22 protein-coding genes are annotated in these 20,079 nt (G+C 56.6%); 6 read left to right on the top strand and 16 right to left on the bottom strand.

Going from position 1 to position 20,079, the window contains the following annotated elements:
• Positions 1-24: 24 nt before the first annotated feature.
• Together AC6IY8_RS18810 and AC6IY8_RS18805 are read right to left on the bottom strand one after the other, a co-directional pair.
• Positions 25-1,830: a DUF2207 domain-containing protein gene (locus tag AC6IY8_RS18810; RefSeq protein ID WP_497776349.1), complete on the bottom strand. Its 1,806-nt coding sequence runs from the start codon at positions 1,828-1,830 to the stop codon at positions 25-27.
• Positions 1,831-1,838: 8 nt separating this feature from the next.
• Positions 1,839-2,393: a LemA family protein gene (locus AC6IY8_RS18805; RefSeq protein ID WP_497776348.1), complete on the bottom strand. Its 555-nt coding sequence runs from the start codon at positions 2,391-2,393 to the stop codon at positions 1,839-1,841.
• Positions 2,394-2,603: 210 nt separating this feature from the next.
• Between AC6IY8_RS18805 and AC6IY8_RS18800 the strand changes: the two genes are divergently transcribed.
• Complete coding sequence (locus AC6IY8_RS18800) at positions 2,604-3,581, top strand: rhodanese-like domain-containing protein (RefSeq protein WP_497776347.1); 978 nt, start codon at positions 2,604-2,606, stop codon at positions 3,579-3,581.
• Between the two features lie 194 nt (positions 3,582-3,775).
• On the top strand, positions 3,776-4,426 hold the full coding sequence (locus tag AC6IY8_RS18795) for a DedA family protein (RefSeq protein ID WP_497776345.1): 651 nt from the start codon (positions 3,776-3,778) through the stop codon (positions 4,424-4,426).
• A 4-nt stretch (positions 4,427-4,430) separates the two neighbouring features.
• On the opposite strand, the gene AC6IY8_RS18790 is transcribed toward AC6IY8_RS18795, so the two are convergent.
• Positions 4,431-5,807: a bifunctional DedA family/phosphatase PAP2 family protein gene (locus tag AC6IY8_RS18790; RefSeq protein ID WP_497776344.1), complete on the bottom strand. Its 1,377-nt coding sequence runs from the start codon at positions 5,805-5,807 to the stop codon at positions 4,431-4,433.
• A 312-nt stretch (positions 5,808-6,119) separates the two neighbouring features.
• On the opposite strand from AC6IY8_RS18790, the gene AC6IY8_RS18785 reads away from it, so the two are divergent.
• Entirely contained in the window at positions 6,120-7,562 is a 1,443-nt protein-coding gene (locus AC6IY8_RS18785; RefSeq protein ID WP_497776342.1) for a Kelch repeat-containing protein, read from the top strand.
• An 80-nt stretch (positions 7,563-7,642) separates the two neighbouring features.
• Here the strand turns inward: AC6IY8_RS18785 and AC6IY8_RS18780 are convergent, their stop codons facing one another.
• The gene (locus AC6IY8_RS18780; protein WP_497776340.1) at positions 7,643-7,921 is read right to left on the bottom strand and encodes a DUF2164 domain-containing protein; all 279 of its coding nucleotides are present in this window, start codon (positions 7,919-7,921) and stop codon (positions 7,643-7,645) included.
• Between the two features lie 75 nt (positions 7,922-7,996).
• On the opposite strand from AC6IY8_RS18780, the gene AC6IY8_RS18775 reads away from it, so the two are divergent.
• The gene (locus AC6IY8_RS18775; RefSeq protein ID WP_497776339.1) at positions 7,997-8,488 is read left to right on the top strand and encodes a bacterioferritin; all 492 of its coding nucleotides are present in this window, start codon (positions 7,997-7,999) and stop codon (positions 8,486-8,488) included.
• A gap of 75 nt (positions 8,489-8,563) precedes the next feature.
• Here the strand turns inward: AC6IY8_RS18775 and hcp are convergent, their stop codons facing one another.
• On the bottom strand, positions 8,564-10,207 hold the full coding sequence (gene hcp, locus AC6IY8_RS18770; protein ID WP_497776338.1) for a hydroxylamine reductase: 1,644 nt from the start codon (positions 10,205-10,207) through the stop codon (positions 8,564-8,566).
• A gap of 256 nt (positions 10,208-10,463) precedes the next feature.
• Here hcp and AC6IY8_RS18765 point away from each other — a divergent pair, with 256 nt between their 5' ends.
• Complete coding sequence (locus AC6IY8_RS18765; RefSeq protein WP_497776336.1) at positions 10,464-11,513, top strand: 3-deoxy-7-phosphoheptulonate synthase; 1,050 nt, start codon at positions 10,464-10,466, stop codon at positions 11,511-11,513.
• A gap of 62 nt (positions 11,514-11,575) precedes the next feature.
• Here the strand turns inward: AC6IY8_RS18765 and AC6IY8_RS18760 are convergent, their stop codons facing one another.
• Positions 11,576-13,414: a M20/M25/M40 family metallo-hydrolase gene (locus AC6IY8_RS18760; RefSeq protein WP_497776334.1), complete on the bottom strand. Its 1,839-nt coding sequence runs from the start codon at positions 13,412-13,414 to the stop codon at positions 11,576-11,578.
• A gap of 150 nt (positions 13,415-13,564) precedes the next feature.
• On the opposite strand from AC6IY8_RS18760, the gene AC6IY8_RS18755 reads away from it, so the two are divergent.
• On the top strand, positions 13,565-14,026 hold the full coding sequence (locus tag AC6IY8_RS18755; protein WP_497776333.1) for a response regulator: 462 nt from the start codon (positions 13,565-13,567) through the stop codon (positions 14,024-14,026).
• On the opposite strand, the gene AC6IY8_RS18750 is transcribed toward AC6IY8_RS18755, so the two are convergent.
• From AC6IY8_RS18750 to mscL, 10 genes are all read right to left on the bottom strand, one after another.
• On the bottom strand, positions 13,992-14,876 hold the full coding sequence (locus tag AC6IY8_RS18750) for an HDOD domain-containing protein (protein WP_497776331.1): 885 nt from the start codon (positions 14,874-14,876) through the stop codon (positions 13,992-13,994). The two genes, AC6IY8_RS18755 and AC6IY8_RS18750, sit on opposite strands and share 35 nt — an antisense overlap.
• 65 nt (positions 14,877-14,941) lie before the next feature.
• Positions 14,942-15,715, bottom strand: coding sequence for a flagellar motor protein MotB (locus tag AC6IY8_RS18745; RefSeq protein ID WP_497776329.1), 774 nt, complete (start codon positions 15,713-15,715; stop codon positions 14,942-14,944).
• The gene (locus AC6IY8_RS18740; protein ID WP_497776328.1) at positions 15,712-16,509 is read right to left on the bottom strand and encodes a flagellar motor protein; all 798 of its coding nucleotides are present in this window, start codon (positions 16,507-16,509) and stop codon (positions 15,712-15,714) included. The genes AC6IY8_RS18745 and AC6IY8_RS18740 overlap by 4 nt, the downstream gene beginning before the upstream one ends.
• A gap of 3 nt (positions 16,510-16,512) precedes the next feature.
• Complete coding sequence (locus AC6IY8_RS18735) at positions 16,513-16,749, bottom strand: flagellar FlbD family protein (RefSeq protein WP_497776326.1); 237 nt, start codon at positions 16,747-16,749, stop codon at positions 16,513-16,515.
• Between the two features lie 226 nt (positions 16,750-16,975).
• Complete coding sequence (rplS, locus tag AC6IY8_RS18730; RefSeq protein WP_497776324.1) at positions 16,976-17,332, bottom strand: 50S ribosomal protein L19; 357 nt, start codon at positions 17,330-17,332, stop codon at positions 16,976-16,978.
• 63 nt (positions 17,333-17,395) lie between these two features.
• The gene (gene trmD / locus AC6IY8_RS18725; protein WP_497776323.1) at positions 17,396-18,226 is read right to left on the bottom strand and encodes a tRNA (guanosine(37)-N1)-methyltransferase TrmD; all 831 of its coding nucleotides are present in this window, start codon (positions 18,224-18,226) and stop codon (positions 17,396-17,398) included.
• Between the two features lie 15 nt (positions 18,227-18,241).
• Complete coding sequence (gene rimM, locus AC6IY8_RS18720; protein ID WP_497776321.1) at positions 18,242-18,844, bottom strand: ribosome maturation factor RimM; 603 nt, start codon at positions 18,842-18,844, stop codon at positions 18,242-18,244.
• Positions 18,845-18,846: 2 nt separating this feature from the next.
• Positions 18,847-19,089 carry a KH domain-containing protein gene (locus AC6IY8_RS18715; protein WP_497776320.1) on the bottom strand — a complete coding sequence of 81 codons (243 nt, stop codon included), beginning with the start codon at positions 19,087-19,089 and terminating at the stop codon, positions 18,847-18,849.
• Between the two features lie 15 nt (positions 19,090-19,104).
• Positions 19,105-19,362: a 30S ribosomal protein S16 gene (gene rpsP, locus AC6IY8_RS18710; RefSeq protein ID WP_497776319.1), complete on the bottom strand. Its 258-nt coding sequence runs from the start codon at positions 19,360-19,362 to the stop codon at positions 19,105-19,107.
• A gap of 289 nt (positions 19,363-19,651) precedes the next feature.
• Positions 19,652-20,077, bottom strand: a complete 426-nt coding sequence (gene mscL / locus AC6IY8_RS18705) for a large conductance mechanosensitive channel protein MscL (RefSeq protein ID WP_497776318.1) — start codon at positions 20,075-20,077, stop codon at positions 19,652-19,654.
• Positions 20,078-20,079 lie beyond the last annotated feature (2 nt).

Here is a 20,079-nt window from a genome sequence, read left to right as displayed (position 1 = left end):
TGGCCCTCAATCAGCGGCAAAGCTTTAAAAAGCGTCTCCCCCTCCGCCGCCGAAGCCGCCTCCAGAGAACCCTCCGCCACCGCCAAAGCTGCCTCCGCTGCCAAATCCAGACCCAGTCGAGCTTGCCTGCGGAGCCGCAGCAAACGCCTGATAGGCCGACGATGAGAACGAACTCATTGTGTGCGTGAACATCAAGGGATTCCACATCATGCCCGGTGTTCCATAGCCTGAGCCCACATACCACGAAGGAGGATCTTTGATCAGCCCTTCAAATGCCTTGGCCCAGTGCTGCTCGACGCCGAACGCCATGGCGTAAGGCAGGAATTTCTCAAACGTGTCCGGCGGCATGCGCCGAATGCGGTCGCCATCGACTCGGGTCATGAACTCCTTGAAGCCAAGGCACTGCACGCGAGTGCGCGCTCCACGCATAGTCTTCGAGGCCAATATTCGACTGAACAGGAATACGATGATCGCCGTAAGAATTACTCCCACGATGAGCACCGAGGGTGAGTTCGTCAGATGAAGTGTTCCCTTCGCCTGCAGGTACACAAATGGCAAGGCGATGGCCAGCACTCCCACGAGCACCAAGCCTTTTGCTGATTCAGGATCGGTGGAGTACATCTCCTTCGTAGTCAGCGAGTCCATGATCTCTTTGCGAATCGAGGGCAGTGCGAGATAGAAGCGATTCTTGAGTCCGGAGAGTGTTGTCTCCTCTGCCGTAACCTCCGGGAACATGTTGCTGAGAACCTCCGTCTCATGAGCGGCCAATCCCTCCCACTCCGACCGTGGCTTCATTAATCGCAGCACGTAATCCTTGTTCTTGAAGAACAGAACCTTATTCTCGACCTCAATGATCTTGAGGTAGCCTTTCACGGCAAGATCGATGACTGTCGATGTAATGTCGCGAGCATCTATCGCATCTTCCAGGAGCGTGCCCGCCTCGGCAGGAGTCAATCCCTTTGGAGGCTCATACATGGGCGCGACAGACATTCCGGGGTCCGGATCGCGTCCTTTCCACCACCACAAACCAAACATCACAACAAATGCCCAGATCGGAAGCAGAACGCCTGGGTTCCCGCCAACAAACCACACCGCGTAGGTGAACCATGAGGGTTCTTTTAGGACGCCCTTTGGGATGTAAACATCGATCGTAAGCCCGCTGCGCGCCTCTAGCGGATTCGTGGCCTCGAACGTGACATTCCTTCCCTCGACGCTGCTAGTCGCCTCATGGCCGCGTGCACCATATTCGCCCGTGAAAGCCTGCGCCTTCAGACCTGCTGGCCCGCTGCCCGGCAGAGATACAAATGCCGAAGCCGAATCGATCGGGACCTTCCAGTCGTTGCCTGTCACGTTCCAGAAGAACTCGTCGTGGTCCTTGAAAAACCGAACCGCGTTCGGCACACGATACGAGATGTGAATCGTGCGTTCGGTGTCCGTACCTCCGGCAAATATCTTCAGCACCAGGAAGCGATGTGTCGCTCCGTTCCAGGTGCGGACATTTCGGCTACTCTGCTCAAACTTAAGCTTCTGGCCGTTCTCATCCGTAACCGAATCTACCTTAACGAACAACTTGTAGCTGGTGCCGTCCGGGCCGGGGTATTCAACCGGAATATCGCGCAGCAAGCCATTGAACGCACCTTCGAACGAGGGATGGATTTCCTCGTCAACCAGCACCGTTCCGTCTTCCGCAATCGTGTAGCGCGCGTCGAATCGCGAGATCTTCCACGACCGTGCGAGAGCCGGCGAGACAAGCAGCAGCAACAGCGCAATCAAGAAACCCCAGCGCTTACGGCTGGGGTCCAACGGCTTCAATGAGCGGTTCAATTTCATCCTGTTACTTAGAACTTCACAGTCGGTACGGCGCGTTCGGTTGCGTCGGCAATTTCGAAGAACTGGCGCTGCTGGAAGTTGAACATGCCCGCAATGATATTGGTCGGGAACGACTGAATCTTCGTGTTCAGATCGCGCACCACCGCGTTGTAGTAGCGCCGCGAGTTCTGCAACGCATCTTCCAGCGCAGCAAGCTGTTGCTGCAGCGAGATGAACTGCGCGTTGGCCTTCAACTCGGGATACGCTTCGGCCACCGCGAGCAATCCGCGCAAGGCTTGGGTCAGTTGACCTTCGGCCTGCGCGCGATCCTCGGCAGAGGTGGCGGCCATCGCAGCCGAGCGGTAACGAGCCACGTTTTCGAACGTACCCTTCTCGTGCGCCGCATATCCTTTCACGGTCTCGACCAGGTTGGGGATGAGATCATGGCGTCGCTTTAGTTGAACATCGATGTCGGACCACGCATTATCGGCGCGAACCCTGAGTTGCACCAAGCCGTTGTACATCGCCGCCACAATCAGGCCGATGACAACGAGAATGGCAACCAATCCGAGCAAGGGAATCATTCTTTCCTCCTCTGTCCCGAGCGAGACTACATAATATCCCGCAGAACCCGTCCAGGGAAGCTGCGACGACAGTCGTAGGCACAGCGACCGCGTCGTCTCCCGGATTTGAACCCTGTCGAAGCTTCAAGGCATCTACTTAATCAAGGTAGAGTGAACGCTGCCTCCACTCTCATACCAGCGATCTTGAGTTGCGTCGAAAGGAAATGCGCTATGGGCCATCTCTCCAATCTTCATTTCCTTGCGGCGCACGGAATGCTTTGGCTGTTTTTCGCCACTCTTGGGGAGCGACTGGGCCTGCCTTTGTTCGTCACTCCGCTGCTGGTAGCGGCCGGAGCGTTGGCCGCAATGGGCAAGATGCACATGGTCGCACTGCTGACGGTCACCACCATCGGGTGCCTCATCGGCGACACAGTCTGGTACGAGTTGGGGCGCTGGAAAGGCAACGCCCTTCTTGGAGTGCTCTGCCGAGTCTCATTCCAACCCGATACCTGCGTGCAGCGTTCCCAAATCTCGTTGGAAAAGCACACTGGGCTCTCGTTGCTATGGTCGAAGTGGATCCCCGGCGTGGGTCGCATGGCGCAACCCCTGGCGGGTGCCGCGGGAATGCCGCGATTCCGTTTCCATCTTTACAATTCCGCTGGTTCGATCACATGGATTGCGGCGCTGCTCGCCGGAGGCTATCTCTCAACTCGTACAGTGGACTGGCTGGGCCTTTTCGTCATTACGGCGCAATGGGCGGTGTCGCTGGCGATTACGGTTTCCGTCGTGCTGGCTGCTCGCAGCTATTGGCAGCGACGGCTTTTCCTTGAGACGCTACGAGCCGCGCGCATTTCGCCTGAAGATCTCTTTCAGCAGATTGAATCCGGTAGCAATCCCGTAATCGTTGATCTCCGGCACCCTCTCGACTTTCTGGCCGCCCCGCGAACGCTTCCTAATGCTCTCAGGATGAGTCCTAACGAGGTGAGCGAACGTTGGAGTGAACTTCCCACGAATCGCGTCATAGTCGTGTACTGCACCTGCCCAAACGAAGCAACGGCCGTGAAGGTCGCAACGGAGCTGCGCAAGCTTGGCATCACCCGAGTTCGCCCCCTCGAAGGGGGATTGGCCGGGTGGGAACGCCTCGGATTCCCGGTGGACAAGTACTTCGGTGATGACGGACGGCCACTCGTAATGGTCGAGGCGGGGTGATCGGCCGCTTGGGGGCATTTTCCCGCGTATAGGTAAGGAATTCCCACCAAAACGGTAAAGAGCCTGAAGAGGTTTAGGCCATTTCCAGATACACTGTTGAGAGAAGGGGACGCCTTCCACCATGGTGGCGTCCCTTGCGTGTGTATGGATGCGGCTTGCCTGCCGCGCCAAGCTCGGGAGATCAACCAATGTTCATGCCGTCAGAAGCCAATATGCTTGCCCGCCACGGAGCTCTATGGATGTTCCTGGTGACCTTGGGTGAGCGGCTAGGACTGCCGGTATTCATCTCTCCTCTGCTGTTGGCTGCAGGTGCCATGGTGGCCGTCAATCCATTTCAGTTCTGGCTGGTGTTGTTTGCCACGGCAGTTCCCTGCCTGCTCGGCGATGCAATGTGGTATGAGCTGGGCCGCTGGAAGGGGCGCAAGGTGATCGCCGCAATGTGCCGCATCTCCTTTGTGCCGGACTCAATGGAACAGAAGGCCTACAACGGGCTGGATCGCTTCAAAGGCTTCTCGCTGCTCTATGCCAAGTGGATCCCCGGTGTCGCGCACCTCGCACCTCCCGTCGCCGGAGCAGCGCGGCTGCCCCGTAGCCGTTTTCACATCTACAACGGCATTGGCTCGCTGATTTGGATCTTGCTCATGCTGCTGGCAGGCGTCCTGTCACTGCGCACCTTCAACTGGATGGAGGTGTTCGCGCGCTCGACCAAGTGGTTCATCGGGCTCGTGCTGGTGTGCTCCGTGGTAATGGGCCTTTATAGCTGGTGGCAACGAGCGCGTTCAAAGGCGCGGCAGCGAGTCGGCCGCAGCAATCTGACCCCGACAGATTCACCCGCCCAGCAATAGCCCTTCAGTCGCCATTCTGACAGCTGGCCCCTGCAACTTGACCATTGCTTAATCGACGTGTGATCTCAATCGCCGTGATGCAGGCCGACAACCAGAACACTCCTCCTGGAAGGCCGCCAGCTACATCACTTAAGTAGTGGAAACCCAGACAGAGACGACTCAGCCAGATTGCCGAAATCAGCAGGACGGCGACTATCGCGATTGCAGCCTGCAGTTGCCTTCCCTTTCTCCACAAGACTACGAGCAGATAGGCGAGCATGCCGTAGCACACTAGCGCCCCGAGTGCATGCCCGCTCTGCAACGGGTAGATATAGTCGGGCAACAAGTCCGGTACTGAAATAGGTCTTGGTCTCTGGATAATCTGCGGCAGTGCCAGATCGAGTACATGAGCCCCGGCAATCGCTGCTGTCCATCCCGCGAGGGGCAGCCAATTGCGACGAAGAGTCAAGGCAACAGCCACCATGATCCCCAGGCCAAGTTGAATCTGCGGTGCGCCCAGCCAACTAATGACCCCGAAAACTTGTATGCCGAGCGGAGTTACATGCGCGTGGAACCACTCCAGCAGCGCGAAATCGAGCTTTGTGAATGGATCGTCAGCGATTGCGTGCTGGATGAGGCCACCGAACATCCAGAGCGCAGCCAGACTGATCATGAGTCCGATCAGGAGATGAGCGCCGAAGTATTCTGCAGGCCCAAATCGTTCAACAATGAATTGCACTGCGCGTGGATAATGAGTGCGAGGCGAATTTTGGCTCGCTAGACCATCGGGAGCGCGGCTTGGGACCTCACCGGCACGGCCTCGAAGCCAGCGAGCGGAGATGAAGAATATCAGGACAACGACGATCGAAAGAGTCACGAGGAAGCTGGCGCGTCCGAGGAAATGCTCCAGCGCGGCTAAGTTACGTCCAAAAACGTAACCGAGTGTTCCGAACACGCTAGCCCAAGTGATGCCGCCGAGAACGTTGAACAGGGTGAATGTGCGGTAGTTCATCTCACCAACGCCCGCGAGCACTGCCGCCCAGGTGCGTAGCACCGCGATAAAACGGCCGATGAACACGGTCTTCGCGCCGTGCTTCTGGAAAAACGCGTGGGTGCGCTCAATCTTCTTATCGTCCAGACCGACAACCCGGCCGTATCGCCGTACCAGGGTGAGTCCACCCTTTCGGCCGATCCAATATCCGCCGTTGTCGCCCAGGATGGCGGCACCTGCCGCAATGGCGATGACTGCATAGATCGAGAGATGACCCGACGCAGCAAACGCCCCAGCGATGACCAGGGCTGTCTCCCCGGGAAGCGGAATGCCGAGGCTCTCCAGTCCGACCAACACGAAGAGGATCAGGTATCCATAGGAGCCAATGAGATCTTTGACGAAGCCGTCCACATTCCTCCCCTGTCCAGAGCAAGCATCCCCGGGTGGTTGTTATAGCACGCCCCCGGAGAAAAGGCTGCTTGATTAGATGAGGAAAGTAGAACCCGAGTACATTCTCTTCTGCGATGCTCTCTGGCGACGGGCAATGCCCTGCTTTGGCCCTACAATTCTGGGATGGACCATCACCTGCATTTTGCAAAACATCGGGAACGCTGTTGGAAACGTCAGCACTTCTGAGTGGCCTGCAAGCTTTGTCCCGGGAAACGATTTGACTTACTACATTCGTGAGTTGATGATTTTGCGGAACCTGAAGAGGGTGCCTAAATGCCAGTGTTCGACTCCTCTGTCAAGAGAACGACTCATCCGCCACGTCTTGCTTTGCTTTTATTTGTCTTTGTTCTCCTTCTTTTCTGCTCTTCTTGTGGTGGGGGCAATACAGAAAGAACACCTCCGTCTACACCGGTCAGTGCCGGAACCTGGACTTGGATTAGCGGCAGCACTACTGCAACCTCGCTCGGTAATTACGGCACTCAAGGAGTTCCCAATCCTAACAACGTTCCTGGAGCACGAGATGGGAGTGTCAGTTGGGTTGACTCAAATGGAAATTTTTGGCTATTCGGCGGTGCCGGCTTAGTTCCAATTAGCTCGAGCGCCGCAACGGCTTGGGTCTTCAACGATCTCTGGGAGTACAACCCTTCAACACAGACGTGGACATGGGTGAGTGGAAGCAATGTTGCTTTTGCTCCCGCCGTTTACGGCACACAAGGGATCGGCTCAACGACGAATGTTCCTGGACCGCGTACTAATCCCGTAAGTTGGGTCGATAGCAGTGGAAGTTTTTGGCTTTTTGGAGGCACAGGAATCGACTCGTCCGACCCAATCGGGACTGGTGGTCCTCTCAATGATCTTTGGGTATTCAGTCCTTCGACAAAGACCTGGACATGGGTAAGCGGAAGCAATCTGGCTAATGCCTCTGGTGAATATGGATTGAAGAGCGTTGGCTCCAATAGCAACGTTCCTGGAGCACGCGAGGGAAGTACCAGTTGGACTGACAAGAACGGAAATTTTTGGCTATTCGGCGGTCATGGCATTGATTCCGTGGGGACCGGCGGATATCTCAACGATCTTTGGAAGTTCACTCCTTCCTCCAAGATGTGGACATGGATAAGCGGGAGCAATTTAGCAAATGTGCAGGGTGCTACATTTGCAAACAACATGCCTGGGGCACGCGCATTTTCTACAAGTTGGATTGATTCTTTTGGCAATCTCTGGCTTTTTGGAGGTGGAAGTTCGAGTGGACTACTCAATGATCTCTGGGAGTTTAGCCCTGCAGGTAACACTTGGACATGGATGAGCGGGAGCAGCACAGTAAACGCACGTAGCGTTTACGGCATGCGGGGTATTGCTGATCAAAATAACATTCCCGGAGCACGAGCTTGGGCTACGGGTTGGAGAGATTCCAACGGTAGTCTTTTCCTTTTCGGTGGAAATGGCTTTGACGCAGGACCTGGAGGATTCCTTAACGATCTCTGGGAGTACAGTTCCGCAACTAATCGTTGGACTTGGGTGAGCGGGAGTAAATATGCAGATCAATTTGGGATCTATGGCACGCAAAGCTCTGGTAATGCCGATACTGCTCCCGGCTCAAGAGCAAGCGTAGTCAGTTGGACTGATGGGAATGGAGACCACTGGCTCTTTGGCGGAACTGGTTACGCATCTAGCGGACCAGGCGGAAGCCTGAATGATCTCTGGAGATATCAGCCCTGATGACACGTCTATTTGTGCGGCTTGTTCGCTCTATCCTAATGAACGCTTTCATATGCTTTGCGTAATTACAGTCTCAGATTTCAGCGACGTTTCTTGCGCTTCTTGTCCACCCGTGGCCAGTACTGGAACTCATCCGCGTAGAGTTCGCTGCTAAGGTCTGAAATGCGCAGCTGAATACGTGCCTGTGTGTCTGCAATCGCCTGGTTGTAAATGGCGGGACCGATCTCTTCGACAATGTAGTTGAGCAACAGGCCAGCGGGAAGATCGCCGAGTGGTTCGGGCATATTCTCCTCGAAGTACCGCTTAAGTGACGCAATGGCTTCTGTGCGGGCCTGCTTCGAAAGCTCGATTGTGGACATAGGTTGGCTGTTTCCTGTCGAAGCGCTAGACTTCTTGGTTGCTGCTCACGGTATTCATTCTATGTGGGAGGAATCATGAGTCACGAAAAGAGCATTGAATTGCTGAACAACGCAGTGGCAGACGAACTTGCTACAGTTCACCAGTATATGTATTTTCATTTCCATCTTGATGATCAGGGCTTTGGACCACTGGCATCATTGTTTAAGCGCACTGCAATCACCGAGATGGGGCACGTTGAGAAGCTTGCAGAACGAATCCTGTTCCTGAAGGGTGACGTGAAAATGGTGCCCGCCTTTGCCGTCGAGGCAATTACCGACCCGGTGAAGATTCTTCCCAAGGCCGCCGAAATGGAGAGCCAGAGCGCCAAGGACTACAACAAGGCCGCGCAGCAATGTGGCGCAAACCTGGATTCGGCAACCAAGCAGCTATTCGAAGAGCTTGTACGAGACGAGGAAAAGCATTTCGACGAGTTCGACAAGCAGCAGGATCACATTCGCCATTTTGGTCCTGCATACCTGGCTCTGCAATCTTTCGGCAAAGAGATGTCGAGCAAGGCCGGAGCATAATCGCCCATCTCTAAAGCAAAAATCAGCCCCGGAGTGTTATGCTCCGGGGCTTTCATTTCTGCTGGGGATCGCCTGCTATTTCAGGATCGCAGCCAGGTCCTGTGCGGGGTTGGTAATCGGCATCAGGTTGTAATTCTGCTGCAACAGGCCGAGCACTTTGGGCGTGATGAAGGCCGGGAGTGTGGGTCCGATGCGGACGTTCTTAATGCCGAGATGCAAGAGCGTCAGCAGGATAGCCACAGCCTTCTGCTCGTACCAGGAGAGGACCAGCGACAGCGGAAGGTCGTTCACGCCGCACTCAAAGGCTCCGGCGAGAGCCACTGCGATTTGAATGGCCGAGTACGTATCGTTGCACTGACCGATATCAAGGAGGCGGGGGATACCTCCGATATCGCCGAACTGCAGCTTGTTGAAACGATACTTGCCGCAGGCCAATGTCAGGATGACGCAATCGTCAGGTACGGATTCTGCGAGCTCCGTGTAGTAGTCGCGACCGCCGCGTGCACCGTCGCATCCACCGATTAGGAAGAAGTGACGAATCTTGCCGGCCTTCACTGCGCCGATCACCTGGTCAGCAACGCCAAGCACCGCGTTATGCCCAAATCCGGTGAGGATGGTGTCATCGGGACCGTTTTCCTCAAAGCCCGGTGCGGCAAGCGCGGCTGCGATAACAGGCGAGAAATCCTTACGCGACACATGGGTGACGCCAGGCCAGGCCACGACGCCAGCGGTAAAGATGCGAGACTGGTAGCTCGGTTTCGGCTGCTGGATGCAGTTCGAGGTCATCAGAATGGCGCCCGGGAACTCGGCAAATTCCTTCGCCTGATCCTGCCATGCTCCGCCGTAGTTGCCCGCCAGGTGTGAGTACGCCTTAAGCTTGGGATAGCCGTGGGCAGGAAGCATTTCGCCGTGAGTGTATATCTGGATTCCAAGGCCCTTGGTCTGCTCCAGAAGCGCCATGAGGTCAGCCAAATCGTGTCCGCTGACGAGAATGGCCTTGCCCGCTACGGGATGAATGCGAACCGGAGTCGGCGTGGGATGGCCGAAGGCGTCTGTGTTTGCCTTGTCGAGTAGCTCCATCACCTTCAGGTTCAGTTCGCCGACCTTCAGTGCGTAGCCGAGCAGGTCCTCGAGCGAAGGCGAGGGCTTCGTCAGGAAATCCAGCACTTCGTGAATGGTCGCGTAAATTGCAGTTTCGCGACCTCCAAGCTGGCGGGCATGTTCCGCATAGGCGGCAACACCCTTAATGCCGTACAGAATCATTTCCTGCAGGTTGGCCACCTCGTCTCCACTGGCGAGCTGGGCGGCAGGAATATCGTGGAGTTTGCCCTGCGCAATCAGTGCGTCTAGGTCCTGGGCAGGGACAAATTTGCTCGCGCCGTTGAACTGTTCAGGTGCGACACCCTGGGCGGCTGCGGCGGCGAGATAAATCTCACGCGCGCGATCGCGGGTCTTCGCAGCGGCGGCGATGATGGCAGCAACGCGAATAGGATCGAAATTCACGTTAGTCAGTGTGGCGAAAAGAGCTTCAACAACGAACTCATCGATTTCGGCATCTTGCACGCCCAATTTGGCCGCGCGATGGGCATACATGGAAACGCCTTTCAGGACGTGCACAAGCAGATCCTGCAAGGTGGCGGTGTTGTCGTCTTTGCCGCAGACGCCGATTTGCGAGCATCCCTGGCCTTTGGCGGTTTGTTCACACTGATAACAGAACATTTAGTGATGAGCTCCTTCGAACTGATTACAGAGACGAGCTTACGGGCGGGGCAAAACTCCGACAGCGACTAAAGTCACTGGCCCGCAAAAATGTGAACCGATTTCCCTGCCCCGGAGTCCGAATGCGGGGTTGCAGAGAGGCAGAATCCGTTTTACGCTCTTACATCCTGCAAAATACAACTCCCGGACCGGAGAAATGGGCATTGCAGCGGGCGCGAAGGTTTTCGCGACGCAATGTTCGTGTCGGATACGTGCCATGTATGCAACAGATGATCTAAGGATTAAATGGACAAAGGTGGTTCTGCCTCCCGCATTTCTCGAGGAGGAGTTGCCGATGACCGATGCGGCCTCGGCGACCGTGTACAAAACGCGCAAAGCGGTCTGCGATGTGCTCGCGGGCACTGACAAGCGCCTGATCGTGGTGGTGGGACCGTGCTCGATTCACGATCCCAAGGCGGCGCGCGAGTATGCGGCAAAGCTGAAGTCCGTAATGGACGAGGTCTCGAACGAACTGATCGTAGTGATGCGCGTCTATTTTGAAAAGCCGCGCACAACGATTGGATGGAAAGGGCTCATCAACGATCCCTACCTCGACCAGAGCTATAAGATCAATGACGGGTTGCGCATTGCGCGCAGGCTTCTGCTCGATTTAGCAGAGATGGGCGTACCGGCAGGAACCGAGTTCCTGGATATGATTTCGCCGCAGTACGTGGCGGCCCTCGTGAGCTGGGGAGCAATTGGCGCGCGCACAACAGAGAGCCAGATTCACCGGCAACTTGTGTCGGGGCTGTCGTGCCCTGTGGGTTTCAAGAACGCCACATCGGGCGATGTTCAGATCGCGATTGAAGCGATGGTCTCCGCCTCGAAACCGCACACCTTCCTCGGCCACTCGAAGTATGGCCAGTCGGCAATCTTTGTGACCAATGGAAATCCGGATACCCACGTGATTCTGCGCGGCGGCAGCAAAATGGTGAACTACACGGCCGAAGCGGTCGCCGAGGTCTGTGCGCGCCTGGAAAAGTGCAAGCAGAAGCCGCAGGTGATGATCGATTGCAGCCACGCCAACAGCCAGAAAGACCACACGCGCCAACCGCTGGTGTGTCGCGACGTCGCACGACAGATCGCAAACGGCGAGCACCGGATCATTGGGCTCATGATCGAAAGCAGCCTGATTGCGGGAGCGCAATCACTAGTGGGCGGCAAGGCGCTGACCTACGGACAGAGCATTACTGATCCATGCATTGGATGGGACGAAACGGCAGGACTGCTGCGAGAGCTCGCAGCAGCAGTGAAAACAGGAAGATAGTTTCCCGACAATAAGGAAAAAGGGCGGCGATACAATGGTCGCCCTTTTTATATCGAGCGGTGCTAGTTCTTCTTCTTTGCGTCCTTCTTAACTGCTGCCGCAGCCGTCACGGGCTGCTCATACTTCGCCTCTACCGCGAGAGGCTTACGCGGCAACGGTTCATCACGCATTGCAGTGTTGTACAGGAACGACGCCATTACGATCGAAGCTTGGATCAGGTCCTCACGCTGTGCGCGATCGTAAACATCCATGTTGGAGTGGTGCGTGCGCGTCTCGTACTCAACAGAATCCTGAATGAACTGAAATCCTGGAATACCGATCGCGTCGAATGAAATGTGATCGGTCGATCCGGTATTGCGCATCGTAACCGACGTGAATCCGAGATCGTGAAATGGCTCGCCCCACTGCTGGAATATCGGTGCCACCGCGGCGTTTTCCTGCGCATAGATTCCGCGGATCTTGCCCGTGCCGTTATCGAGATTGAAGTACGCCGATACCTTCTCCTGTCCTGCCTTGAGCACCACGGGCAGCGGAGTGGTGCGCAAGTAAGACGGAGTGTCATCCTTCGGCTCTTCCGGATAGCCAAAGTGTTCCTTCACATATGCGCGAGAGCCGAGCAGACCTTCCTCTTCGGCAGCCCAGAGGGCGATGCGAATGGTTCGACGCGGCTTCACGTTCAGCGCCTTCAGGATGCGGACGGCTTCCATTGCGACCGCGACGCCAGTAGCGTTATCCGTCGCGCCTGTGCCAGCGTGCCAGGAATCCAGGTGCCCGCCGATGAGAACCAGCTCTTCCTTCTTTTCAGCGCCGGGAATCTCGGCAATCGTGTTGAAGACCTGTCCGTTGTCGGGCGACTCGAAGTGCGACTTCACATCAAGCTCTACCGCCACAGGAACATTGCGATCCAGCAGGCGAGACATGCGATTGAACTGCTCGGCGGCAATGACGACTTGCAGGACGCCATCCGGGGAACCCGGCTTGTAGTTCTGTGTGCCTTGCACAAATAGCAGGCCTTCGTCTCCACGGCTGCCCTCGATGGAGGCAGCCACCTTCTCATCCTGAAGGAACTTCTCAGTGGCAAGTGCCAGGCGGCGGCGTTGCATCATCTCTTCGCGCGTCCACACGCGTCCCGTAGGGTCCTTGTACGGCGCGCCCGGCATCTGGAACTCGGCAAGATCCTTGAGCTTGGCATCATCGTAGCGATGGAGCGCGGCTTCCGCTTCGGGCTTCAGTTCCCGAGGTTCCCCGAGCAGGACGATCTTCCCCGCCAACTGGCCACGATATTTCTCGAGGTCTTCCATCGACTTGATCTTGACCGGAACTACCTCACCCTTGATCACACCGTTCGTCGAAGGCGTCCAAGCCTTTGGAAAACCGATGAGAACGGCCGTATCAGGCGACGTCATGCGCAGCGAGATGGAATCTAACGCCCAGCCACGTCCGAAGTTGAAGCCTTCCATGTGCGCATTGCTCAGCCCCCAATCCGCGAGCTGCTTCTCCGTCCAGAGATTGGCGTTCTTCAGGTTCTGCGAACCGGCGAGGCGCGGGCCGATCCGGTCGGTGAGTTCGGAGAGAGTCTGCATCACCTTGCTGTGCTGAATAGCTTCCTGGCGGATGCGCGTTACGACCTGAAGATCCACGGCGTCCTGACTAGTAGAAGTGGCCGCAAACACAGGTGCAACGGTCACAGCAATCAGCAGAACAGAAGAAATGGCAAGCCTGGTTCGCCCCAGATGGCGAAGGTGATTCATCAAATCAAACCTCGATACGGCGGGAGGATTCTCGCGTGAGGAATACACGAGTTTGCCGGATTGCGAAATCTTAGCACCTGTAAGCAGCAGGTTGATAAGACAGCCGCGCTCAGACTGTAACGAAAAGTAAAGGCGGAAGAAGATTTCCATCCGAATTGGGAACAAAGGCCATTTTGGACTTAATAGTTCCAATGAATTCCGAAAAGTGGAATGCAAAGGATGCAGTCGGAAAGATTTTTTCGAAGAATACATAACGACATTGAACAACTGCCGTACTGCAAGATCTCAGGAGATAACGAAATGCAAAGCGCAGCAACCGCGGAACAGCCGATCGCATGTGCTAACAGGAGTGGACTGGCCCAGAAGACAATCCTTCTAGTAGAAGACGAGAAGATGATCCGCGACATCATGCGCGAGGTGCTTGAGCGCGCCGGCTATCGCGTTCTGTCCTGTGCTGATCCGCAGGAAGCCATCGATACCTGCCACAATTACGACGGCCACATTGACCTGCTACTAACCGATGTTCTGATGCCCGGCATGAACGGGCGGGACATGGCCGATGAGATCTTGAAGACACTGCCGCAGCTTCGCGTCGTCTTCATGTCCGGCTACACGGAAAATGTGTTGATGCATGAGAGCGGCATACAATCGCATTTCGAATATCTCCAGAAGCCGTTCAAACTTGACACCCTCATGAGAAAGCTTGCGCAGGTGTTTTCCAACGAGGTTACAGTCGGAATAGGACCGAGATCAGCTTCCTGACTTCTCTCACATAACTCTCCACATCACTGCTGAAGCCCGACGCATCAAGCGAATGCAGGCCGGGCTGCTCGTGCGAGAGAATCCTCCACGCGAACTCGTCGCGCAACGTTACCTGCAGACCCTCTTCATATCCGTACCCAAGGCCTGAGGTTCGGCAAATCGTGTCTGCCACATTGACAATCGCCACGAGCGCCGGGTCGTCTGTAGCTTTGCCCACATCGTGATGACATCGGATCACCTCGGGGAGATAGTCAAACAGTTTCCAGTGAACACAGAGCATGGTTCCAGTTACGTCGTGAGACACGCCAATCTGCTCGCGTTCTACGTCGCGTAATGAACGACGCGTCTGAGCCGCTGTCTGAAAAATACGCGTGAACTCTCCTGGTATTAGAAGCATGTTCACCAGGATGCCGAGATCGTGCAGCAGCCCGGAAAGATAAGCCCGCTCGGGATCTGCGTATTGCAATTTGCGCGCTAGGCTACGCGAAATGAGCGCGCATGCCAGCGAATGTTCCCAGAAAGACGCGACATCGAGACCGCTCTGCCGGGGGGAGATCTGCATGAGACAGCAGGAGGTCACGATGTCGCGCAGTCGGGTCATGCCCAGCGCAACCGCAGCTTCACGCAAGTTGGAAATGCGTCCACATATGCCGAACAGGGGGGAGTTGGCCATATGGATGACTTGCGTCGCGAGTGCGCTGTCGTGCGAAACAAGCTGAACGATCTTCTGCAAATCAGACTCGCTTGCGCATCCATCGAGCTGACTAAGTAGCGGAAACAGGATTGCCGGAATCGGGGGCAGTTCGTTGAGCCCGGCAATGCGTCCTTCGAAATCGGCTTGTGACAACATCGGCAATCAGTTAGTCCGTGCTTGGATTCGCTTATTCCATTCATCGGCCGAGTCGAGGCGTATCTTTAGCGGCTAACGCCAGAAGACGAGCGAACGCCCTGGGCAGAACCGGAAGCATCGCTGGGACGGAGTTGATGAGGCGCGATGATGACGATATCGACCCGCCGGTTTAGGCGGCGACCATCTTCCGTCGCATTGTCGGCAATGGGATGATACTCGGCGTATCCAGCGGCAGAGAGGCGCTCGGGGCCAATGCCTTCGCGCGTGAGTAATAGCCGGATGATTTCTGTGGCGCGTGCAGTGGAGAGTTCCCAATTCGATAGAAACTGAACCGTATGAATGGGAACGTTGTCTGTATGTCCCTCAATACGAAGATTGCTTCCCACCGAAGCCAGCACGTGGCCAATGCGATCGAACGTTTCGAGCGAACTGGCGCGCATAGCGGCCGATCCGCTGTCGAAAAATCCAACCTCGCGCAGGCTCAGCACAATACCTTCCGGTGTTTCGCGCAAGGAGAGAGTGTGGCGCTTGAGTTCTTCGGCTAGGTCGGCTTCAAGCTTGTGCCGAATCGCCTCGGCCGTATCCTGGGCGCGCGCTGGGTGGACCGCTTCAATCGTGGTCGTGCCGGGTACGAGAATCACCGGCGTGCCTGATCCGGAGCCGACTCCTAGCTGCTGAAAGCCTTCGGTGATTGCCTTCGAGAGCTTCGCAAGCTTTGCTTTGTCCACCTGCGACGAGGAGTACAGCACAACGAAAAATGCAAACAGCAAGGTAACGAAGTCGGCATAGGAAACCATCCAACGCTCGTTATTGGCATGCTGGTTAACACGACGCCTCATCGCGCACCCGCCGCCCTTGACTGTGCCGCACTATCGAGGCTGCTGTCGGACTTGTCCTGAAGAAACCCGTTGAGCTTGGCTTCGAGCATGCGCGGGTTGATACCTTCCAGGATGGAAACCACCCCTTCGAGCGTGAGCTCGCGCACGATCTGGCGCGCCCTCAAGCGAAGGCGCAGCTTGCCAGCAATCGGCAGTGCTATCAGGTTGGCAAATCCCACTCCGTAAATCGTCGCCACGAATGCAACGGCGATGCCACGTCCGACTTCCTCGATTTTGTCGAGATGCTGCATCACCTGGATAAGGCCAAGAACCGCGCCAATGATGCCGATCGTGGGAGCGAAACCACCAGCGGCTTCGTATACGCGCGACAACTCCTCCTCGACCTCGGCACTGGCATCGAGTTCCAATTGCATGATGGCGCGGAGTTCGCTCGACTCGGTTCCATCAACGGCGAGCATGAGAGCTCGTCGCATGAATGGATCAGAGATGTGGGGGAGTTCGGAGTCGAGCGAAATGATGCCATCGCGCCGTGCCTTCTGTGCCAAATTCGTGAGGCGATGAATCTCATCACGGGCGCGGGAACGAGGCTCAAACATCACGCTCGCAAGATTGCGGACGGCTGCGAGGACCGTGCCCAGTGGGAACTGCAGCAGAACCGCGCCGACAGTGCCTCCGGCGACGATGAGCGCAGCGGTGGGCTGAAAGATTTGGCTGAGTTTTCCGCCTTCGAGCAATAGTCCGGCGGTAATTCCTCCGAAGCTGACGACGACCCCGGCGACTGTTCCCTTGTCCACGACCTACTCCTCCGGCACGGAACACGATTCGGATTCCGGTGCAGACAAAGCTTCATCTTGCTTGAGCAAACGGCGCCGGTATGCGACGAATCGGCGCATCACCTCTGGCGCCTCCTCACGCACCACCATCTTGTCTCCGGTGGTGAGCGTGATCACCGTGTCAGGGCTCTGCTCAACAGACTTTATGAGCTCAGCGTTGATGAGGATGGAATGGCCATTGAGCCGAGTAAGTTCGATCATCGGGATAAACCGCCTTAATCACTTCATCGGCATAGAGGGAGGGAACTTCAGTGAGAACCAGGAGGGGGTTGGAACACCGGCTTGATTACGCGTTCTGTGTAGTTCGGGAGTACATCAAGGCAGCACAAAGCCAGGGACGAGGATGCACCTCGCCCCTGGCGTGCGATCTTGTTGCCATATTTGCATTCCACATTCGCCAACAGCAGGGCAGATGTGGACGCACCAACTACTTGGTGCGCTCGACTTCCTTCAGACGGGCAGCCTTGCCACGGAGGGCGCGCAGGTAGTACAGCTTGGCGCGACGCACCTTGGCGGAGCGAACCACTTCCAGCTTTTCGATGATGCGGCTGCCAAGCGGGAAAATACGCTCGACGCCCTGTCCGAAGCTCATCTTGCGGACGGTGAAGCTGGGCTGCTGGCCATTAGCCTTCTTGATGACGATGCCTTCGAAGATCTGGACGCGTTCTTTATCGCCTTCCTTGATCTTGACGTGAACGCGAACCGTGTCACCCACGGCGAAGTTGGGCAGGTCGGTGCGCTGCACTTTCGCAAGCATCCGGGTAATGATGGGAGATGACGACATTTCGATTTCCTCTTCTCTTCTCGGGTGCCCGGGCGGCGAGCCGCGGACGGTCCCGTAATCTTCTTAAACCTTTTTGGCTTCGCACTCGATCTCGCGAAGCAGTGCCTTATCTTCTGGACTGAGCGCCACCTTCTGCAGAAGGTCAGGGCGATTTCTCAGCGTCTTTTCCAGTGCCTGGCGGCGCCGCCAACGCCGGATCTCTTCATGGTTCCCGTTCAACAGCACATCCGGAACCGGTATCCCGCGAAACTCCGCGGGGCGCGTGTAGTGCGGATAGTCGAGCAACCCACCGGTATGGACCGTGGAATCCGGCTCGAGGCGTCCGCGCTCGTCGAACTTTGGCTCGGCCACCACCTGGCTGAAGCTTTCAGTCTTGCAGGAAGCTTCGTTGCCCAGCGCTCCGGGTAACAACCGGGTGACGCAGTCGAGAATGAGCGCGGCACCCAACTCGCCGCCACTCAACACAAAGTCGCCTACCGACACCTCGCGGTCTGCGAGATGTTCGGTCACGCGTTCATCCACTCCTTCGTAGCGACCACACAGGAACGTAATGCGGTCCAACCGCGAGAGTTCCTGAGCCATAGCCTGGGTAAACATCTTTCCCGAGGCCGACAGCATGATGACCGATTCCCTTGCGGTGCTTCTCATGCGCTCCTCGCGCGGCGCGATACCGAGCGATTCGACGCAGTCAAACAACGGATCGGGTTTCAGCAACATCCCTTCGCCGCCGCCAAATGGACGATCATCCACCGTGCGGTGACGGTCATGGGTAAATGCCCGAAGGTCGTGGAGTCCGATTTCAATGAGCCCGGCGTTGCGCGCTCTGCGCACAATGCCGTAATCCAAGGGACCACGGAAGAAGTCCGGAAAGATGGTGACGATCTCGAACCGCACTTCCTGGCCTCTGTCCTATCGTTGTCTCTTCGCCGGGGGCTGCCGACGAACCTTATTCCCCGCACTGAGCGGAGCGTCGAGTTCCAGCATGCCTTCCGGCAATTGCATTTCGATCCGTTTCGCCTTCAAGTCGAGCTTCGCAGTGAAGCTCTCGACGAAGGGGATCATGAACTCTTTGCCGCTATCGTTTTTCACGATGAGCAGCGGGGCCGTCCCAGCCCCAAAATTTACATCTACAACGGTTCCGATCGCGTCCTCTGCCCGGCTTTGTTCCACCACCTGGCATCCCAGCAGTTCACTCACGTAAACCGCGCCTTCTTCCAACTCGGCGCGTTCGGTGGCAGGAATCTGGATTTCCGACCGCAGCAGCGTTTCCGCTTCTTCGATGGAATCCACGTCCGCGAACTTGAGAACCATGCCGCCCTTGTGGGGCCAGAAATCCTCAAGATGCAGTTCGCGTCGCTGATCCTTCTCTGCAAACCAGACGTAGAGCGTGCGCCGCTGCTCGAACTTTTCGGGGAAGTCGGTGTACAGCTCAGTCAGGACTTCACCTACTCGGCCTTGCACTCGAATGACGCGCGCAATGGTTACAAATGCCGCGTCCGATTGCAGCGCCATGGCTACTCGAGGATGTCGAGCGAACAACGCTGTCCGTTCTTATCCGCCGCAGCGGAAAGAATGGTGCGCAGCGCACGTGCGGTTCGGCCGGAACGGCCAATCACACGCCCCAAGTCGTCCTCGGCCACTTCCAGTTCCAGCTTTACGTACTCGCTGTCACCGGAAACATCGACCGCGACTTCCTCGGGAGCATCCACGAGAGCTTTTGCCAGCTCTTTCGCTAGTTCAGGCAGATTGGCGGACATGACCGTCGGCACCCCTTAAGCTACCGGCTCAGTCGGAGCCGGGGTTGCGGGCGCATTCTTGTAAAGACGCTCAAGCGTCGGCGAGAACTGGGCACCCTTAGAGAGCCAGTAATCAATGCGATCTTTCTTCAGTTCGACCGTTGCAGGGGTTGTGCGCGGATTGTAGAGACCGACAACTTCAATCGAGCGACCGTCGCGCGCGCGGTCCTTTTCGATGACGACAATGCGATAGACAGGCTGCTTACGCGCCCCACGGCGCGAAAGACGAATCATTAACACAGGCTTATTTCCTCTCTTCGTTTCACTCCAGCGCTCGACATCCACGGTGAGCTTTGCTCCCGAGGACCGGAAATCGCAACCGGCAGACCGGCCTTGATTCGAACGCTGTGCCCGCCGCGCCTTTCTACAGGACACAATCGGCAGATTGACACCTGCCACGGGCTCTACCACAAAGGAATGACCAGACACACGTCAGGCACACACTTGCAGCAAGCATCTATTATCGCGGAACTTGGCCGTAGTGGCAAGCGAACGGCTTATAGCCTGCGGCCAGAGTGCCTCGCTATCTTAGTTGCCGCTCTGCCACACCCTGATCCGAACCACACCATTTGCACTTGCTGGCCGCGATGGCAATGGATTCCATGCAGGCAGGGCAAGTTTTGGTGGTGGGATCGGGCGTCGCCTGCCCCCGGGCCTGCCGGGCTTTCCAGGCGTTCATGGGAACAACCATGGTGAAGTACACGGCGCTTCCGATGAGCAGGAAGGAGATCAGGGCGTTCAGGAACAGGCCGTACTGAATGTTGCTGCCGTTAACGGTGATAGCGAGCGCAGAGAAATCAGGCTTGCCGACGATGGCGGCGATAAAGGGCGTAAGGATATTGGCGACAAACGATGTGATTACCGCACCGAACGCAGCGCCAATGACCACGGCGACAGCAAGGTCAATGACGTTGCCGCGCAGTATGAACTCGCGAAATCCCTTGAGCATAC

This window comes from Koromonas soli (assembly GCF_059726265.1).
Note: the sequence above shows the minus strand (reverse complement) of the source record. Positions and strands in the feature narration are given on the sequence as shown.